Annotated in this window: 15 protein-coding genes and 1 pseudogene; 6 read left to right on the top strand and 10 right to left on the bottom strand. The window is 72.5% G+C overall.

Annotation, left to right across the window (positions count from 1 at the left end):
- Both ACZ63F_RS15420 and ACZ63F_RS15415 read right to left on the bottom strand, forming a co-directional pair.
- Window positions 1-983: pseudogene (locus tag ACZ63F_RS15420) on the bottom strand (transposase); the annotation flags it as partial.
- Window positions 984-1,324: 341 nt separating this feature from the next.
- Window positions 1,325-1,888: a hypothetical protein gene (locus ACZ63F_RS15415; RefSeq protein WP_352353675.1), complete on the bottom strand. Its 564-nt coding sequence runs from the start codon at window positions 1,886-1,888 to the stop codon at window positions 1,325-1,327.
- A 136-nt stretch (window positions 1,889-2,024) separates the two neighbouring features.
- Here ACZ63F_RS15415 and ACZ63F_RS15410 point away from each other — a divergent pair, with 136 nt between their 5' ends.
- Window positions 2,025-2,312, top strand: a complete 288-nt coding sequence (locus ACZ63F_RS15410) for a hypothetical protein (RefSeq protein ID WP_234543389.1) — start codon at window positions 2,025-2,027, stop codon at window positions 2,310-2,312.
- A 109-nt stretch (window positions 2,313-2,421) separates the two neighbouring features.
- On the opposite strand, the gene ACZ63F_RS15405 is transcribed toward ACZ63F_RS15410, so the two are convergent.
- The 3 genes from ACZ63F_RS15405 to ACZ63F_RS15395 are packed head-to-tail and all read right to left on the bottom strand — an operon-like array spanning window position 2,422 to window position 5,644.
- Window positions 2,422-3,492 (bottom strand): prenyltransferase/squalene oxidase repeat-containing protein, encoded by a 1,071-nt coding sequence (locus ACZ63F_RS15405; RefSeq protein WP_469711356.1) that lies wholly within the window; start codon window positions 3,490-3,492, stop codon window positions 2,422-2,424.
- Window positions 3,489-4,241, bottom strand: coding sequence for a class I SAM-dependent methyltransferase (locus ACZ63F_RS15400; protein ID WP_469711354.1), 753 nt, complete (start codon window positions 4,239-4,241; stop codon window positions 3,489-3,491). The genes ACZ63F_RS15405 and ACZ63F_RS15400 overlap by 4 nt, the downstream gene beginning before the upstream one ends.
- The gene (locus ACZ63F_RS15395) at window positions 4,235-5,644 is read right to left on the bottom strand and encodes a glycosyltransferase family 4 protein (protein ID WP_457694024.1); all 1,410 of its coding nucleotides are present in this window, start codon (window positions 5,642-5,644) and stop codon (window positions 4,235-4,237) included. The genes ACZ63F_RS15400 and ACZ63F_RS15395 overlap by 7 nt, the downstream gene beginning before the upstream one ends.
- A 220-nt stretch (window positions 5,645-5,864) precedes the next feature.
- Here ACZ63F_RS15395 and ACZ63F_RS15390 point away from each other — a divergent pair, with 220 nt between their 5' ends.
- Together ACZ63F_RS15390 and ACZ63F_RS15385 are read left to right on the top strand one after the other, a co-directional pair.
- On the top strand, window positions 5,865-6,494 hold the full coding sequence (locus tag ACZ63F_RS15390; protein ID WP_469711351.1) for a TetR family transcriptional regulator: 630 nt from the start codon (window positions 5,865-5,867) through the stop codon (window positions 6,492-6,494).
- Between the two features lie 341 nt (window positions 6,495-6,835).
- Window positions 6,836-7,465 carry a maltokinase N-terminal cap-like domain-containing protein gene (locus ACZ63F_RS15385; protein WP_469711349.1) on the top strand — a complete coding sequence of 210 codons (630 nt, stop codon included), beginning with the start codon at window positions 6,836-6,838 and terminating at the stop codon, window positions 7,463-7,465.
- Here ACZ63F_RS15385 and ACZ63F_RS15380 read toward each other — a convergent pair.
- From ACZ63F_RS15380 to ACZ63F_RS15365, 4 genes are all read right to left on the bottom strand, one after another.
- Window positions 7,462-7,695 carry a ferredoxin gene (locus ACZ63F_RS15380; RefSeq protein ID WP_351954746.1) on the bottom strand — a complete coding sequence of 78 codons (234 nt, stop codon included), beginning with the start codon at window positions 7,693-7,695 and terminating at the stop codon, window positions 7,462-7,464. The two genes, ACZ63F_RS15385 and ACZ63F_RS15380, sit on opposite strands and share 4 nt — an antisense overlap.
- 9 nt (window positions 7,696-7,704) lie before the next feature.
- On the bottom strand, window positions 7,705-9,162 hold the full coding sequence (locus ACZ63F_RS15375; protein WP_469711346.1) for an aldehyde dehydrogenase: 1,458 nt from the start codon (window positions 9,160-9,162) through the stop codon (window positions 7,705-7,707).
- A 72-nt stretch (window positions 9,163-9,234) separates the two neighbouring features.
- Window positions 9,235-11,412: a S9 family peptidase gene (locus tag ACZ63F_RS15370; RefSeq protein ID WP_469711344.1), complete on the bottom strand. Its 2,178-nt coding sequence runs from the start codon at window positions 11,410-11,412 to the stop codon at window positions 9,235-9,237.
- Window positions 11,409-11,981 carry a GNAT family N-acetyltransferase gene (locus ACZ63F_RS15365; protein WP_469711341.1) on the bottom strand — a complete coding sequence of 191 codons (573 nt, stop codon included), beginning with the start codon at window positions 11,979-11,981 and terminating at the stop codon, window positions 11,409-11,411. Before ACZ63F_RS15365 ends, ACZ63F_RS15370 begins: the two co-directional genes overlap by 4 nt.
- 150 nt (window positions 11,982-12,131) lie before the next feature.
- Between ACZ63F_RS15365 and ACZ63F_RS15360 the strand changes: the two genes are divergently transcribed.
- Together ACZ63F_RS15360 and ACZ63F_RS15355 are read left to right on the top strand one after the other, a co-directional pair.
- Window positions 12,132-13,238, top strand: a complete 1,107-nt coding sequence (locus ACZ63F_RS15360; RefSeq protein ID WP_469711339.1) for an MBL fold metallo-hydrolase — start codon at window positions 12,132-12,134, stop codon at window positions 13,236-13,238.
- Window positions 13,239-13,278: 40 nt separating this feature from the next.
- A complete protein-coding gene (locus ACZ63F_RS15355) occupies window positions 13,279-13,755 on the top strand; it encodes a nuclear transport factor 2 family protein (protein ID WP_469711337.1) in 477 nt (158 codons plus the stop codon).
- A gap of 18 nt (window positions 13,756-13,773) precedes the next feature.
- Here the strand turns inward: ACZ63F_RS15355 and ACZ63F_RS15350 are convergent, their stop codons facing one another.
- Entirely contained in the window at window positions 13,774-14,355 is a 582-nt protein-coding gene (locus ACZ63F_RS15350) for a helix-turn-helix domain-containing protein (protein WP_352353656.1), read from the bottom strand.
- Window positions 14,356-14,621: 266 nt separating this feature from the next.
- Here ACZ63F_RS15350 and ACZ63F_RS15345 point away from each other — a divergent pair, with 266 nt between their 5' ends.
- Entirely contained in the window at window positions 14,622-15,662 is a 1,041-nt protein-coding gene (locus ACZ63F_RS15345) for a hypothetical protein (RefSeq protein WP_469711333.1), read from the top strand.
- Window positions 15,663-15,679 lie beyond the last annotated feature (17 nt).

Below are 15,679 nucleotides of genomic sequence, written 5' to 3'. Positions count from 1 at the left end.
CAGCCAGACCGGCTTTGGTGTTGCGCCGCTGGGCAGGTGGTCGATGTCCAGGCGGATCACCGTCCCTTCGATGACCGGGAGGGTGCCGTCGTCGGTGGCCCAGGACGAGCGGTGGGTGAGCCTGGGGTGCAGCCGGTCCCAGGAGCAGGCTCTGGCGGTGCCGTAAAGACGTGTGTCGGTGACAGTTTCGGTGTCCGGGACGCCCCAGGTGTCGGGCTGCCCGAAGACGAATTCGCCGCCGTGCCGGGGTGGGCGCGGCCCATCGTGTGTGGCGGGCGGGGTGGAACAGCCCGGCGCAGGACCCGGTCGGAGCGCATCCGGGCGAGGACCTGGACCGGCAGGTCTTTGAGGAGGAAGGCGAGACGGGGTGCGTCGTATCCGGCGTCCGCGATGACCAGGACGTCGGGGTCGCCCTCCTGCCACTGCCCGGCGGTGATCAGCCGGTGGAGCAGGTCACGCAGCTGCCGGGCAGTGACGGCGGCGCTGTCGTCCCCGGGGGCCAGGCGAAGCGCGTCCAAAGGCGCGGTCCAGGAACTGCGGCCCGGTTCGAGCGCGCAGATGATCGAGTACGGCCAGCCAGGGACAGGGATGTGCTGGTCTTTGCCCCGGCCGTAGGTGTGACACAGAATCCGCTGTGGTGAGGTGTGGGCATCGGGGCGTAGCCAGCAGGTGATGTCGATGGCCAGGACCAGCCGGCCGTCGGCAGCCCGTGGCAGTGGTACCGCGGCCAGGGCCCTCCGCAGCCGGCCGGTATCGACCCTGCCACGGGCGAGAGCTGCATAGAGCCCGCCATGACCACGACGGTGTTCGCCGACCAGCGACAGTTCAGCCAGCGACCTCACCGGTCCATCGCCGCACAGAACGGCATCGGCCAGCTCGAACAACGCATCCGAACGAGCGGTGAGACAGGAGTAGAACTCGCCCCGGAAGCATGACAGTTCCGCCAATGCCTCTTGCCGGGCATCGCGATGCAGCAGACTCATCCTCACGGCCTTCGTGCTGGACATGTGTGTTCCTTGGTCGGAGCACATGTTCAGGCGAAGGCCGCTTTGGTGTACGGCGGTTACCGAACCGAGTGATCAAGTTCGAGGCACCATTCGACGTCGGCCGTTAAAGATCAAGCTAGGGCCTGTCTGACAATTCCCGTCGTCGCCCGGAGGGCGGCCTCGCGGCGTCAGGTGCGTGCTCTCGGTGTGCCGGGCCCTGGCCCACGTACTGGACGTACTTGGGTCAGGGCCCGGTGCGGCGAGAGTGCGTGCATGGCGTCGCGAGGCAGGCGGGAATTGTCAGACAGGCCCTAGCCGCCCGGCGGAGACCGCGACCGTCAGTGGGTGAGCTGGGACGCCTTGGGCACCTGGTTGGTGACCGGGGCGCCGGCGCTCTTGCCCGCGTCCTTCACGTTGTTGATGACGTCCTGGAACGAACTCGCCGCGTCCGTGTCGCCCCTGCGGAGCTTGGACGGCAGGTCCTTCAGCCCGTCGATCGCGGCGGTGAGCGGAGCGAGGGCCTTGGAGAGCAGCGGGTCACCCTGGGCGTTGCGCTGGGCGGCCTTGAGCCGGTTGTAGGCGAAGGTGCCGGCCAGGCCCGCCTTGACCAGGGTGTAGGTGCGGCCGTGGGCGCCCTTCTTGAACTTTCCGGCCTTCCACGGTTTCACGATCCACTGGTAGGTCGCGCCCGCGGCGAGACCCGCGTTGGCGACGAACCGGGTTTTGGCGAACTTCTGCTTCTGCGCGGACGTGCTCGGACTGGGTGTGTCGGCCACCGGGGCCGCCGCTACCCCGCGGTCGACGGACTTGCTCTGGACGCCGCCGGCGCAGGCCGTGACACCGGCGACCAGGGCACAGCAGAGGGTGAGCGTGACGACGAGGCGCCGTATCGGTACGGGCACGGGGTCCTCCCGTGTGTCTCGGTGTCCTCCCCGAGCGGGTTGCTTCCTCCGGCAGCGTCACCCAGACGGCGGCACCTCGCCACTCGGGGGAACGCTGTACAGGTTTCAAGGACCCTTCGGCGGCAAGGCGCAGGGTATGTCCTCTGAACGCGGTGCCAATCAGGCCGGTAGGGTCGTCGCGATCGTCGCCGACATCATGGCTCTCATCCTGGGCCTGTGGATCCTGATGTACCTGTTGGACGCGAACCGGGCGAACAGCCTGGTCCAGTTCGTCCACGACGCGGCCAGCTGGCTCGCCGGCTGGTCACATGACCTGTTCACCTTCGACAAGGCATGGGCGCGGGTGGTGGCCGGCTACGGCCTGGCCGCGGTGGTCTACCTGTTCGTGGGCCACGCGATAGCGAATCGCATGCACCGGCACTGAACGCCCTGGCAGGGGCGCTGGGGGTACCCCCGGCCGAAGGCTGGGGGAGGAACTGCGCGAGCAACCACGACGGCGCCGCACCCGCCGTAGCACAGCTCCCCCCGCCCCGCTAGGCGCAGCAGTCCACCTCGAGCCCAGAGGGAAGCTCCCCGCCCCCGAAGACGGCGCAGGTGGCGTCGTGCCCTCCGAGCGCGGCCACGGCGAGCAGCAACGACCCCGCCGTCCACGTCGTCAGCTCACGCGGCCACACCGCGTCGTCCTCGAAGACGTACCCGGTCCAGTACAGCCCCGACTCGGCGTCCCGCAGATGCTGGATGGACTGGAGGATCTCCAGCGCCCGGTCGGACTCCCCCACCGCCCACAGCGCCAGCGCCAGCTCGGCCGACTCACCACCCGTCACCCACGGGTTGGGTACGACGCACCGCACCCCGAACCCGGGCACGACGAACCGTTCCCAGTCCTTCTCGATCCGCGCGCCCGCCTCCGCACCCGTCAACGCCCCGCCGAGGACCGGGTAGTACCAGTCCATCGAGTACCGGTCCTTGTCCAGGAACCGCTCCGGGTGCCGCCGTATCGCGTGCCGCAGCGCGCCCACCGCCAACTCCCAGTCGGGCTGCGGCTCCTCCCGCTGCTCGGCGATGGCGAGCGCGCAGCGCAGCGCGTGGTGGATGGACGAACTCCCGGTCAGCAGCGCCTCGTCGGTGGGCGTGCCGTCGTCCTCTCGGCGCCAGCCGATCTCGCCGCCCGGCTGCTGCAGCCGCAGCACCCACTCGACGGCCGCGTGGACGGCGGGCCACATCCGGTCCAGGAACGTGTCGTCCCCGGTGGAGAGGTAGTGGTGCCAGACGCCGACGGCGATGTACGCGACGAAGTTGGACTCGCGGGCGCGGTCGGTGACGTCGTCGTGCGCGCCGTCGGCGTAGGCGGCGTACCAGGAGCCGTCCTCGTTCTGGTGCCGGGCCAGCCAGCGGTACGCCCGCTCGGCCGCCGCGTGCTCCCCGGCCGCGTCCAGCGCCATCGCGGCCTCGGTGTGGTCCCAGGGGTCGAGGTGGTGGCCCCGGAACCACGGGATCGCGCCGTCCTCCCGCTGCACGGCGAGGATGCCTCGGACGGTCGCGGCGGCCTGCTCGGCGGTGAGGACCCCGGGCAGGACGAGGTGTTCTGTCCGGGGGGTGGTCACTTGGCGGCCGCCCCGGCCTCGTCGGACATCGCGGGCAGGTGCGGCTTGGTGGCGTAGACGACGAAGCTCTTGCCCATGACCGGGTTCAGCGCCTGTTCGGCGACCCGCGTGGCCAGCGGCTTCTTCATGATGTCCCAGACCAGCAGCTTGTGGTACGCCCGCACCGGCAGCGCCTTGTCGTTGTCGACGCCGAACGCGCACTTCAGCCACCAGTACGGGGAGTGCAGCGCGTGCGCGTGGTGGCTGCCGTAGGGCCGCAGCCCGGCTTCCCTGATCTTCCCGACCAGTTCGTCCGCCTTGTAGATGCGGATGTGGCCGCCCTCGACCTCGTGGTAGGCGTCGGAGAGCGCCCAGCAGACCTTCTCGGGGCCGTAGCGGGGGACGGTGACGGCGATCCGGCCGCCGGGCTTGAGCACCCGCACCATCTCGGCGAGCACGCCCTTGTCGTCGGGGATGTGCTCCATCACCTCGGAGATGATGACGACGTCGAAGGACTCGTCGGGGAAGGGCAGCGCGAGGGCGTCGCCCTCCATGGCGGTGGCGGTCGCGCCGGCCGGGGCCTCGCCGGCCTCCTTCATCGCCGCGAACCACTTGGCGACCTCGCGGATCTCCTCGCCGTTCTGGTCCAGGGCCACCACCTGCGCGCCGCGCCGGTAGCACTCGAAGGCGTGCCGGCCGGCCCCGCAGCCGAGGTCCAGGACGCGGTCGCCCGGCGCGAGCGGGAACCGGGAGAAGTCGACGGTCAGCACGTGGCCCTGCTTTCACTCTCGTGACGAACACCAGCTGAGGCCGCGTCGCGGCCGGGACTGCGGGGCGCGGCGGGCGGGACGGAGGCGGCGCCGGGGACGGCCGCGGTGCGGGCGATCGCCTCGCGGTAGCGGGCCACCGTGCCCTCCGCGGCACGCGCCCAGGTGTAGTGCCGCAGCACGCGCTCGCGGCCGGCCGCGCCCAGCCGCAGCCGGAGCTCCGGGTCGCCGAGCAGCCGGTTCAGCGCGGCCGCCAGCGCGCCCGCGTCGCCCGGCGGTACGGCCAGGCAGGTCTCCCCGTCGCGCCCGGCGACCTCGGGGATCGCGCCGCCGGTCGTGGCGACCAGCGGGGTGCCGGTCGCCATGGCCTCGGCGGCGGGCAGTGAGAAGCCCTCGTAGAGCGAGGGCACGCAGGCGACCTCGGCGGACCGGACCAGGTCGACGAGTTCGGCGTCGGAGATGCCCTTCACGAACTCGACGGCACCGGCGAGGCCGTAACGTTCCATCGCCTGCGCGACGGGCCCCTCGGAGGGCCGTTTGCCGACCACGACGAGGTGGGCGGCCGGGTGCTCGGTGCGTACCTTGGCGAGGGCCTCGACGAGGTACACCAGCCCCTTGAGGGGCACGTCCGCGCTGGAGGTGGTGACGATCCGGCCGGGCACCTGGGGGACGGCCGGATTCGGCGCGAAGAGGTCGGTGTCGGCGCCGATGTGGACGACGTGGACGCGGTCCTCGCGGACGCCGAGGTGGTCGACGATCTCCTGGCGGGAGGTGCCGGAGACGGTGAGCACGGAGGGCAGCCTGCGGGCGACCCGCTTCTGCATCCGGGTGAACGCGTACCAGCGCCGTACGGAGTACCGCCGTTTCCAGCCCTCGGCGGCGTCCAGCTCCAACTGCCGGTCGACGGTGATGGGGTGGTGGATGGTGGTGACCAGGGGGGCGCCGATGTCGCCCAGCAGGCCGTATCCGAGGGTCTGGTTGTCGTGGACGACGTCGAACTCCCCGGCGCGGGCGCGCAGATGGCGGCGGGCGCGCAGCGAGAAGGTCAGCGGTTCGGGGAAGCCGCCGGTCCACATGGTCGCCACTTCGAGGGCGTCGACCCAGTCCCGGTACTCGTCCCGCTTCGGGGTCCGGAAGGGGTCCGGGGAGCGGTACAGGTCGAGACTGGGGAGCTCGGTGAGGGTGAGCCGGGGGTACCCCTCGTCCAGGACGGGGTACGGCTGCGACCCGATCACCTCGACCCGGTGCCCGAGCCGGGCCAGCTCGCGCGACAGGTGCCGTACGTAGACACCCTGGCCGCCGCAGAACGGGTTCCCTTTATAGGTGAGGAGCGCGATGTCGAGCGGTCGCTCGCCGTCGGCGGCGGGTTCCTCGTCGGCACCCGCCCGACTGGCCTCAGCGGTCACTCCGGGCCCCCTTCTCCCTGCACTTTCCCGCGAGATTACGCCGGGACGCTAATCTAGAACAAGTTTCAGACTTGATCGTTCAAGAGCTTCTGAATCTACCGGCAGGTAGGGGCGGAGTGAGCAGTGCATCGGGTGATTCGCGCCACGGCGGGAACCCCTGCCATGCTGTCTGATCACTCGCCCTGAGCACTGCCCTCACCGACTGTCACGGACGGGACCCATGCCTGCGGAAGCCAAGGTGGACATCGGCGCCAGATCGGCCACTCCGCCGCTCACCGAGCGGCAGGAGGCCCGGCGCCGCCGGATCCTGCACGCGAGCGCCCAGCTGGCCAGCCGGGGCGGTTTCGACGCGGTGCAGATGCGGGAGGTGGCCGAGTCCTCCCAGGTGGCCCTGGGCACGCTCTACCGCTACTTTCCGTCCAAGGTGCATCTGCTGGTCGCGACCATGCAGGACCAGCTGGAGCACATGCACGGCACGCTGCGCAAGAAGCCGCCGGCGGGCGAGACCGCGTCGGAGCGGGTCGCCGAGACCCTGATGCGGGCCTTCCGCGCCCTGCAGCGGGAGCCGCACCTGGCCGACGCGATGGTCCGCGCCCTCACCTTCGCCGACCGCAGCGTCTCCCCCGAGGTGGACCAGGTCTCCCGGCAGACGACGGCGATCATCCTGGACGCGATGGGCCTGACCGACCCCACCCCGGCCCAGCTGTCCGCCGTCCGGGTGATCGAGCACACCTGGCACTCCGCGCTGATCACCTGGCTCTCGGGCCGCGCCTCCATCGCCCAGGTGAAGATCGACATCGAGACTGTGTGCCGCCTGATCGACCTGACGGAGCCGACGGGGAAGCCCTAGGCGCCGCGGGGCATGCGAAGACCTACGAGACGGGTTCCCTTCGCCGGCATGGTCCGGATCAGGTGCTGGGGGTCGCCGTCCGGCTCAACTGCTGCCTTTCGGCCTCTCAGCCCGACCGTCGACGTCGGCACCGGCGGATGCTTCTGCATCTGCGTCACGCCTGAGTCGGCTACTCCGGTCGGACTCCCTCACTCGCCTCGTAGGCTGTTTCCAGGATAGAACGCCTGAAGCAGAAGAGAACCCCCAAAGATGGATTTTTTGGACTTTTCCTGGTATGGGCGACTGCCGGAAGCCGGAAACCGCCTGGCGGGGCGCCGCCGCCCGAACGCAGAATCCTCCCCATGGCACTCATCCACCACACCACCCTCACGCCCACCAAGGTCGAACTCCTCGCCGGCTGGCTCCCCACCCGCCCCTGGTACCGCGGCCCCGCCGCACCGGCGTTGACGAAGGCCGGCGGCTTCCGGCTGGACGACCCGGCGGGCGAGGTCGGGATCGAGTTCATGGTCGTCACGGACGGCTCGGCGGCGTATCTCGTACCGCTCACCTACCGCGGCGCCCCGCTGCCCGGCGCCGACCACGCGCTCGTCGGCACCATGGAGCACGGGGTGCTCGGCACCCGCTGGGTCTACGACGGCTGCCACGACCCGGTCCTCACCGCCGCACTGCTCGCCCTGCTCGAGGGCCGCGCCGAGGCCCAGGCGCAGAGCATCACCGACACCCCCGACCGCGAGGTCGCCCGGTCCTACGCCGGCGCGGGTCCGGTGCCCGGCCTGGATGCCCCCGCCGACACCGACCGGAGCACCGAGTTCGCCGTACCGGGCGGCGACGGCCTGGTGCTGCGGCTGCGGCGTGTGCTGACCGCCGGCCCGACGGCACCCGACGGCGCGCTCGGGCACGTCACCGGCGCCTGGGAACAGCCGGACGGCACCCGCGCCCGCGCGCTGTTCGCGACCCTGGAAAGGCGTTAGTCCTCCGGCGGGAACACCGGCTCCCCGCTGCCCAGCAGAGTGATCGTGATCGCTTCCACCGGGCAGTTCTCCGCCGCGTCGAGGACCCTTCCGCTGGCGTCCGTCTCCGGGTCCACGGGGTGGGACTGCATGGCGGAGTCGAGGCGGAAGGAGCCGGTGGCGCGGTGGACGCACTGGGCCGAGCCGATGCAGATCGAACGGTCGACCTCGACGTGCCAGCGGTCACCCATGGCGGCCCCTCACCCCTCCCAGCCGGCCGGCAGGTGGATCATCTTGTGTTCGAGGAACTCGCCGTACCCCTCGGGACCGAACTCCCGTCCCAGGCCGGAGTTCTTGTAGCCGCCGAAGGGGCCGAGCATGTCCAGGCTGAAGGTGTTCACGGAGTAGGTCCCGGTGCGGACCTGCCGCGCGACCTCGATGCCGTGCGCCACGTCCGCCGTCCAGACGCTGCCGCTCAGCCCGTACTCCGAGTCGTTCGCGATCTTCAGGGCTTCGGTCTCGTCGCCGTACGGGAGCAGGCAGATCACCGGGCCGAAGATCTCCTCGCGGGCGATCCGCATGGAGTTGTCGACGTCGCCGAAGAGGGTGGGCTCGACGTACCAGCCCTTCTCCAGGCCGGCGGGACGGCCGCCGCCCGTGAGGATCTTCGCGCCCTCCTCCTGCCCGATGCGGATGTAGTCCAGGTTCCGCTGCTGCTGGCGGCGCGCGACCAGCGGGCCCACCTGGGTGGCCGGGTCCAGCGGGTCGCCGACCTTCAGGGCGCTCGCCGCGGCCGCGAAGGCGTCGGCGAACTCGTCGTAGCGCGAGCGCGGGACGAGGATGCGGGTCTGGGCGACGCAGGCCTGGCCGTTGTTCATCCAGGCCGCCGGGACGATGCCCGCGACGGCGGCGGCCGCGTCCGCGTCCGGGAGGACGACGGCCGCCGACTTGCCGCCGAGTTCCAGGGTGACCCGGGTGAGGTTCTTCGCGGCGACCTCCATCACGCGCCGGCCGGCCGCGACCGAGCCGGTGAAGGAGACCTTGTCGACGCCCGGGTGGGAGACCAGGTACTCGCTGACCTCGCGGTCCGCGGGGAGGATCGACAGCACGCCCTCGGGCAGCCCGGCCTCCTTCGTGATCTCGCCGAGGATGTAGGCGTCCAGCGGCGACTCCGGGGACGGCTTGAGCACCACCGTGCAGCCGGTGAGCAGGGCGGGGGCGAGCTTGGCGGCGGCCACGAACTGGGGCACGTTCCACGGCACCACGGCCGCCACCACCCCGGCCGGCTCCCGCCGCACCAGGATCCGTCCGAGCACCCCGTCGCGCGTCTCCTCGTACGTGAAGTCGCGCGCGACCCTGATCGCCGCGTCCCACACCATCATCGCGCCGAGCGCCTGCGCGAGGACGCTCCAGGAGTACGGCGAACCGTTCTCGGAGGAGATCACCCGGGCGATCTCCTCGTGCCGCACGGCGATCGCGTCCTTGATCCGGGTGACGACCTCGATCCGCTGCTCCAGCGTCATCCGCGGCCAGGGCCCCTCGTCGAACGCCCGCCGTGCCACCGCCACCGCCCGGTCCACGTCCGCGCGCGAGGCGTGCGGCACCCGCCCGAAGACCTCCTCGGTGTGCGGCGAGACCACCTCGATGACGTCCTTGCCCAGAGGGTCGGTCAACTCCCCGCCGATGAACAGCTGTCCGTGTTCCAGGAACTCGGTCATGGCGCCCCGCCACCCTTCCTGACGATGTTTCAGAACTGATACCAGTTCTAGTTGAAGTAAGCCAGGGGCGTGCTAGCCGGGCGTCGTGCCGGGGTGGCCGGCCAGGTGGCGGCGGAGGAAGTCCAGTTGGTGGCCCAGCAGCCGGGCGAACGTGTCGTCGGCCGGTGCGGCGTGGGTCATGCCGCTCAGCGGCAGCACCTCGTGCGGCTTCCCGGCGGCCAGCAGGGCGGCGGACAGCCGCAGGGTGCCGGCCACGAAGACGTTGTCGTCGGCCAGTCCGTGCACCAGCAGCAGCGGGCGGCTGAGCTTCGGGGCGTCGGCGAGCAGCGAGGACGACTCGTAGTGCTCCGGGTACCGGTCGGGCAGGCCGAGGAAGCGCTCCTTCCAGCAGGCGTCGTAGAGCCGCTGGTCGGTGAGCGGGGCGCCGGACACCGCGGCGTGGAAGACGTCGGGCCTGCGCAGCACCGCGGCGGCGGCCAGGATCCCGCCGAACGACCAGCCGCGGATGCCCACCCGGCCGAGGTCCAGCTCCGGGTGGCGCTCGGCCGTCGCGTGCAGGGCGGTGACCTGGTCGTCCAGGGTCGGGCCGAGCAGGTCGCCGAAGATCTCCTTCTCCCAGCGCGGCCCGCGTCCGGGCGTGCCTGCGCCGTCCGCCACCAGCACCGCGAAGCCTTGTTCGGCGAACCACTGGGAGACGAAGGCGTGCGAGGCCTGTTCGGCCAGCACCTTCTGCATGGCGGGGCCGCCGTAGGGGTCGACCAGCACCGGCAGCGGGGCGTCGCCGGCCCGGTGCCAGGAGGGCAGGAAGAGGTGCGTGCGCAGGTCGCGCCGTCCGACGACGGCGGACTCGACCCGCAGGCGCAGCAGGGGGCGCTGGGCGTGCGAGCGGATCTCGACGGGAGCGGGGCCGTCCGGCTCCGGGCCGCCGTCCGCGGTCAACCGGTGCACGGTGGTGTGCGAGCCCGGCAGTTCGGGCGTGCGCGTGACGCGGACGAACGTGCCGCCGCCGAAGGCGCCGGAGTGCACGCCCGGCCGCTCGGTCAACCGGCGCACGCCCTGGCCCGGCCGGTATCTCCACACATGGCGCTCGGTGGGTTCCGCGGCCGCCGTGAAGAACACCGTCTCGCCGTCCACCGCGAGCACCTCGTGCAGCTGCAGGCCGTCCGGCGTGACCGGGGTGCCGTCGACGGTCAGGTGCCGCGTCTCGTCCCGGTCGAGGTAGTCGACGAGCCGGCCGCTGCCCGTGCGCGCGGGCACTCCCGGCACCAGCAGCTCCACCCAGCGCTCGTCGTGCCGCTCGGCCAGGAGGCCGGTCGAACCGTCCGCCGGATCGACGGCCAGCACCTGGAGGGAGCGCTGGTCGCGGCTGAGCACGACGGCGAACGGACCGTGCCCGTCCCAGCCGGCCGCGGGCAGGTACTCGAAGCCGGCCCGGTCCCAGCGGACCTCGGTACGGTTGCCCGCCAGGTCGGCGATCCACAGGGTGACGTCGGCGTTGGCGGTACCGACCCGCGGGTAGCGGATCGTGCGCGGCGGCCTGGCGGGGTCGGCCGGGTCGGCGAGGTGCCAGAGCGCGACCCCGCGGTTGTCCACCCGGGTGGTCAGCAGCCGCTCCCCGTCCGGCGCCCACCAGTACGCCCGGTGACGGTTCATCGACTCGCTCGCCACGTGTTCCGGCAGGCCGAAGAAGACGTCCGGGCCTTCCGCCGGCTCGGGCGCGGCCACTGCCCGGTCGCCGCCGCCGTCCGCGCCGATCACCCGGAGCGCCCCGCCGCTGACGTAGGCGACGTACCGGCCGTCCGGGGACGGGCGCGGGTCCACCACCGGCTGCCGGGCGGGCAGCCGCCGTACGGCGCCGGAGCCCGTGTCCACCACCCACAGCTGTCCGGAGAGCGCGAACGCGGCCGTCCGGGCGGCCGCGTCGGTGGCGTAGTCGGTGATCCCGGCGGACTGCTGCCTGGCGCGCTCGCGCCGGATGCGCTCCTCCTGCGGCACCTCGTCGGCCGCGTCGCCGAGCAGTGCGGCGGGGTCGGCCAGCAGCCGCTCGGTGCCGGTCGCCGGGTCGAGCGTCCACAGGCACCCGGCCGGATCGTCACCGGCCCGGCTCCGCAGGAACAGGACACGGGCGCCGTCGGGCGCCACGGAGGGACGGGCGGGTGCGCCGAGGGTGAAGCGGCGGGTGCGGGCGACCTGGCGCAGGAGCGGGGAAACCGCCGTGTCCGCCGCTGTGCCGTCGGCAGCGGGCCTCATGCGTCCGTCCGTCCGTCGCTCCGGGCGTGGGTCCCCGCGGCCGGCCGCCACTCCGCGGCGAGGAGCCCGAGCAGCACCTCGTCCAGGAACCCGCCCATCACCCAGGCCGAGGAGCGCAGCACGCCCTCGCGGACGAAGCCGTTGCGCTCGGCGGCGCGCAGCATCGCGGCGTTGTCGGACAGGGTCTCGATCTGCAGGCGGTGCAGGCTGCGCACGACGAAGCCGTAGTGGCACAGGACCGCGACCACGTCGGTGCCGTAGCCCTTGCCGCGGGCGGCGGGCAGCAGGCCCAGCCCGATGTGCGCGAAGCGGTTGTGGGCGTCGATGCCCCACAGCGTTGCGCTGCCGACCAGGGTGCCGCGCGCCAGTTCCACCACGGAGAACCTGACGCTCTCGTCGTCGTCGTGGTCCACCGTGAGCCGCGAGTCCGTCGAGCCGGGCGACACCGGCCGCCACGGCCCGCTGCCGGCCTGCGTGGAGTAGACGACGTCGTCGTAGAGCTCGGCCCGCAGCACCGGGATGTCCTCTTCGTACCGGGCCCTGAGCCCGACCGTGTCACCTCTGAGCATGCCCGCTTCCTATCCGGCCGGTCCGGCCGGCGGCAATCCAATATGCGGTCGCACCGGCCCCACGCCGACCATCTGACGGATCATCAGCTCTGGTTATAGTGGGAAGCGGCCGTGGGGCCGGCGGGACCGGACGGGGGCGGAGGAAGGCTGATGGCGGACAGTCTGGGCGAGTCGGCGCAGGCAGGGCCGGAAGTGGCCGTGCGGGATCTCGGCGGGGGCGTGCGGTCGGTCGCGGTGCCCATACCGGACAATCCGCTCGGCCACACCCTGGTGTACGTGATGGACACCGACCGGGGGCCGGTGCTGGTCGACACCGGCTGGGACGATCCCGGGTCGTGGGACGTGCTGGTGGCGGGCCTCGAGGCGTGCGGTACGGGCGTCGGCGAGGTGCACGGGGTCGTCATCACGCATCACCATCCCGACCACCACGGCCTGTCGGGGCGGGTGCGCGAGGCGTCCGGGGCCTGGATCGCGATGCACGCGGCCGACGCGGCGATCGTGCGGCGGACGCGGGAGACCCGGCCGGAGCGGTGGTTCACGTACATGGCGGCGAAGCTGACGGCAGCCGGGGCGCCGGACGAGCACGTGGCGCCGTTGCGCCAGGGACCCCGCCGCCGGAGCGCCCCGCCCGGTCTCGCCCCCGCCCTTCCCGACCGCGAGATCCTCCCCGGCGAACTCCTCGACCTCCCGGGCCGCCGGCTGCGTGCCGTCTGGACGCCGGGGCACACGCCCGGCCACGTCTGCCTGCACTTGGAGGAGGAGCATCCTTCGCAACTGCCGGGCCATGGACGCCTGTTCTCCGGCGACCACCTCCTCCCGGAGATCACCCCGCACATCGGCCTCTACGAGGACCCCGACGACGGTGGGGGTCCCCCCGCGCGAGCGAAGCCGAGCGTGGGGGACGTCACCGATCCGCTCGGCGACTACCTCGACTCCCTGGAGCGCATCGGCCGCCTCGCCCCCGCCGAGGTCCTCCCGGCCCACCAGCACACCTTCACCGACGCACCGGGGCGGGTCCACCAACTGCTCGCCCACCACGAGGACCGCCTCGCCGGCCTGCTCTCCCTCCTCCGGCAGCCGCTCACACCGTGGCAACTGGCGGTACGGATGGAGTGGAACCGCCCGTGGGACCAGATCCCCTACGGATCGAGGAACATCGCCGTCTCGGAGGCCGAGGCCCACCTGCGCCGCCTGGTGAAACAGGGCCGCGCGGAGGCGGTACCTGGGAGCGAGCCGGTCACGTACGTGGCGGTATAAAAAGTTCGGCAGACACCAACTCCGGCTGCTAGACAGCCTCATGGACTCCTTGCAGCGACTCCTCGCCGAACGTGCCTGCGAGCGTCTCGTCGTCGACTTCGTCCGCCGCCTCGACCTGGGTGAACCGGCCTCCGTCGCCGAGTTGTTCACCGAGGACGGGTGGTGGGAGTGGCCGCCGCCCGGGGACGGGCGGCGGGCCGAGGGACGGACGGCGCTCGCCGCCTACTTCGGCTCCCGGCCGCCGGGCCGCCTCTCCCGGCGTGTGATGTCCAACATCCTCGTCACGGTGACGGGACCGGACACGGCGACCGCGACGTCGTACTTCCAGACGTACCGGGTCGACGGTCACCCCACGGGACGCGAGCGGGGATCCGGCGGCGGACCGGTTCCGGCCGGGCCGCCCGTCCAGGTCGGTCACTACGAAGACGGGTTCCGGCGCGTCGACGGGCGATGGCTGCTCGCGTCCCGGTCCCTGGTGCTGCCGTTCGGTGGGCCGACTCCCCTGGCGGGTGGTTGAAGCACCCTTGCGGGAAACTCAGTTGACCGCGCTCTCGGCCGTGATGAGCATCTCCGCGAGGTCGGCGAGGGTGGCGAGTTGGCGGGGGTTCATGTGGGGGGCCCGGGCCGCGAGGCGGACGAGGCCGCTCTCGCGGAGGCGGGAGAGCGGGTCGGCCTGGGCCTGCAGGCCCTGCAGCACCGGCTGGAGGGCCTCGTACAGCGCCTCGGGCTCGTCGGCGGTGAAGAAGCCGGGCGGGAGGCCGAAGAACCGCCGCAGCCGGTCGGTGTGTTCGAGGCTCGGCAGCCCGCTCTTGCGCCACTCGCTCAGCCACTGCCTGCTGGTGCCGGCGATCGCCGCGAGCTCACCCAGCGAGTACCGCTTGCCGTCCGGCCGGCGCCGGTGCTCGCGGATGAAGTCCAGCCGCTGCCGGACCCGTTCGGCGAGCCCCGCCTCGGGCGCGGGCCCGCCCGCGAGGAGTTCGGCGACCACCCCGACCGGAATGCCGGTGCGGTACGACAGATCGGCCACGTCCAGGACCTCGCACAGCCGTCCGGGACGTCCGGTCAGCTCCCCGAGCCGCTCCAGTACGCCGGTCAGCGGGGCATGGGCGTCACTCACCAAGGTCCCCCTGCACACGCGTGATCGGCCGGCCGACCTAGCGGGCCGGGCAGACGCGAGGCTATCGAATCACCGGTCCCGCCCACCAGACATGACAAGTACCACTGCGCAAGTAGGCAGTAATTGTTGACATATGACGGCCCGACAGGAAAGGATCACGTCACCAGGCCACGGTCGAACCGACCCGCCCCGGGTGCCGCCTATGGGGGAGCGGCATCCGGGGCGACCAGCCGCCCCGCCTCCTCCCCGGAAGGTGAGGCGAACCGATGCCGCAGCCCGTCCTGCTCCTCGGCGCCGGACGCCGTTGCGCGTACGACGAGTTCGTGCTGGCGCGTGTCGCCGCGGCCCGCCCGGTGCTGCTGGTGGACGCCGCGCCGCCCGCCTGGGCACAGCCGTGCCTGGCCGGACGACTCGCGGCGGACCCCGGCAAAGGCGGCGCGACGGCGTCGGCGGTGGTTCGGTTCGCGGCCCGGCACAGAGTCCGCGGCGTGCTGACCTTCTCGGGCGAGTACGCGGTCGCCGCCGCGAGGATCGCCGGGCAGTTGGGGCTGCCCGGCCCCTCCCTCGCCGCGGCCGAGGCCTGTACCGACCCGCCCGCCCTGCACGCGCTGCTGTCCGCCCACACCGTTCCCACCGGCGGCCCCGACGACCCCGGCACGCCCCGCGTCTCGGCCGAGACGGTCGTCCTCGACGGCGAGATCCGCATCGCCGCCATCACCCGTACGACCCTGGGTCCGGCGCCCGCCCGGCAGCCGCTCCGGCACACCGTGCACGCCCACGACGGCCTGCTGCACAACCGTTTCCTGCGCCTCGCCGTCGACCGCACCGTGCACGCCCTCGGTCTCGACCGGGGTGTCCTGCACATCGGCCTCACCCTCACCGATCGCGGCCCCCGGGTCACCGACGTCGCCCCGCACCTCCCGGGCGACCTGATCCCGCTCCTCGTCAGACGGGCCACCGGCGTCGACCTCGCCCAGGCCGCGGCCGCCCTCGCCACCGGCGAGGTGCCCGACACGACGCCCACCCGGCAGCGGGCGGCCGCGATCCAGTTCGCGTACCCGGCCGCCACCGGCCGCCTCGACCACCTGGACCTCTCCCCCGACGCCGCCCACGAGCCCGGCGCCGACCGCATGCTCCTCACCCAGCACACCGGCAACCACGTCACCGCGGGCCCGCATGCCACCACCGCCGACCGGCTGGCCCTGTGGGTGGCGGTGGGCGAGACCCCGGACGCCTGCGACGACGCGCTGCGCCGCATGGGCCGCCATCTGTCGGTGGGCATCGCGCCGCTTGCGGACGCGGCTTGAACGCTCCGCCGGAAGTG

This window comes from Streptomyces sp. NPDC104761 (genome assembly GCF_055583445.1).
The sequence above is the reverse complement of the archived record's forward strand: the minus strand, read 5'-3'. Positions and strand labels throughout refer to the sequence as shown.

Excerpts from the sequence above, each read along its gene's own strand:
- ACZ63F_RS15410 (WP_234543389.1), top strand. The coding sequence starts at position 2,025 with ATGTCCTCTGAACGCGGTGCCAATCAGGCCGGTAGGGTCGTCGCGATC.
- ACZ63F_RS15390 (WP_469711351.1), top strand. The coding sequence starts at position 5,865 with ATGCCTGCGGAAGCCAAGGTGGACATCGGCGCCAGATCGGCCACTCCG.
- ACZ63F_RS15385 (WP_469711349.1), top strand. The coding sequence starts at position 6,836 with ATGGCACTCATCCACCACACCACCCTCACGCCCACCAAGGTCGAACTC.
- ACZ63F_RS15380 (WP_351954746.1), bottom strand. The coding sequence starts at position 7,695 with ATGGGTGACCGCTGGCACGTCGAGGTCGACCGTTCGATCTGCATCGGC.
- ACZ63F_RS15375 (WP_469711346.1), bottom strand. The coding sequence starts at position 9,162 with ATGACCGAGTTCCTGGAACACGGACAGCTGTTCATCGGCGGGGAGTTG.
- ACZ63F_RS15370 (WP_469711344.1), bottom strand. The coding sequence starts at position 11,412 with ATGAGGCCCGCTGCCGACGGCACAGCGGCGGACACGGCGGTTTCCCCG.
- ACZ63F_RS15365 (WP_469711341.1), bottom strand. The coding sequence starts at position 11,981 with ATGCTCAGAGGTGACACGGTCGGGCTCAGGGCCCGGTACGAAGAGGAC.
- ACZ63F_RS15360 (WP_469711339.1), top strand. The coding sequence starts at position 12,132 with ATGGCGGACAGTCTGGGCGAGTCGGCGCAGGCAGGGCCGGAAGTGGCC.
- ACZ63F_RS15355 (WP_469711337.1), top strand. The coding sequence starts at position 13,279 with ATGGACTCCTTGCAGCGACTCCTCGCCGAACGTGCCTGCGAGCGTCTC.
- ACZ63F_RS15345 (WP_469711333.1), top strand. The coding sequence starts at position 14,622 with ATGCCGCAGCCCGTCCTGCTCCTCGGCGCCGGACGCCGTTGCGCGTAC.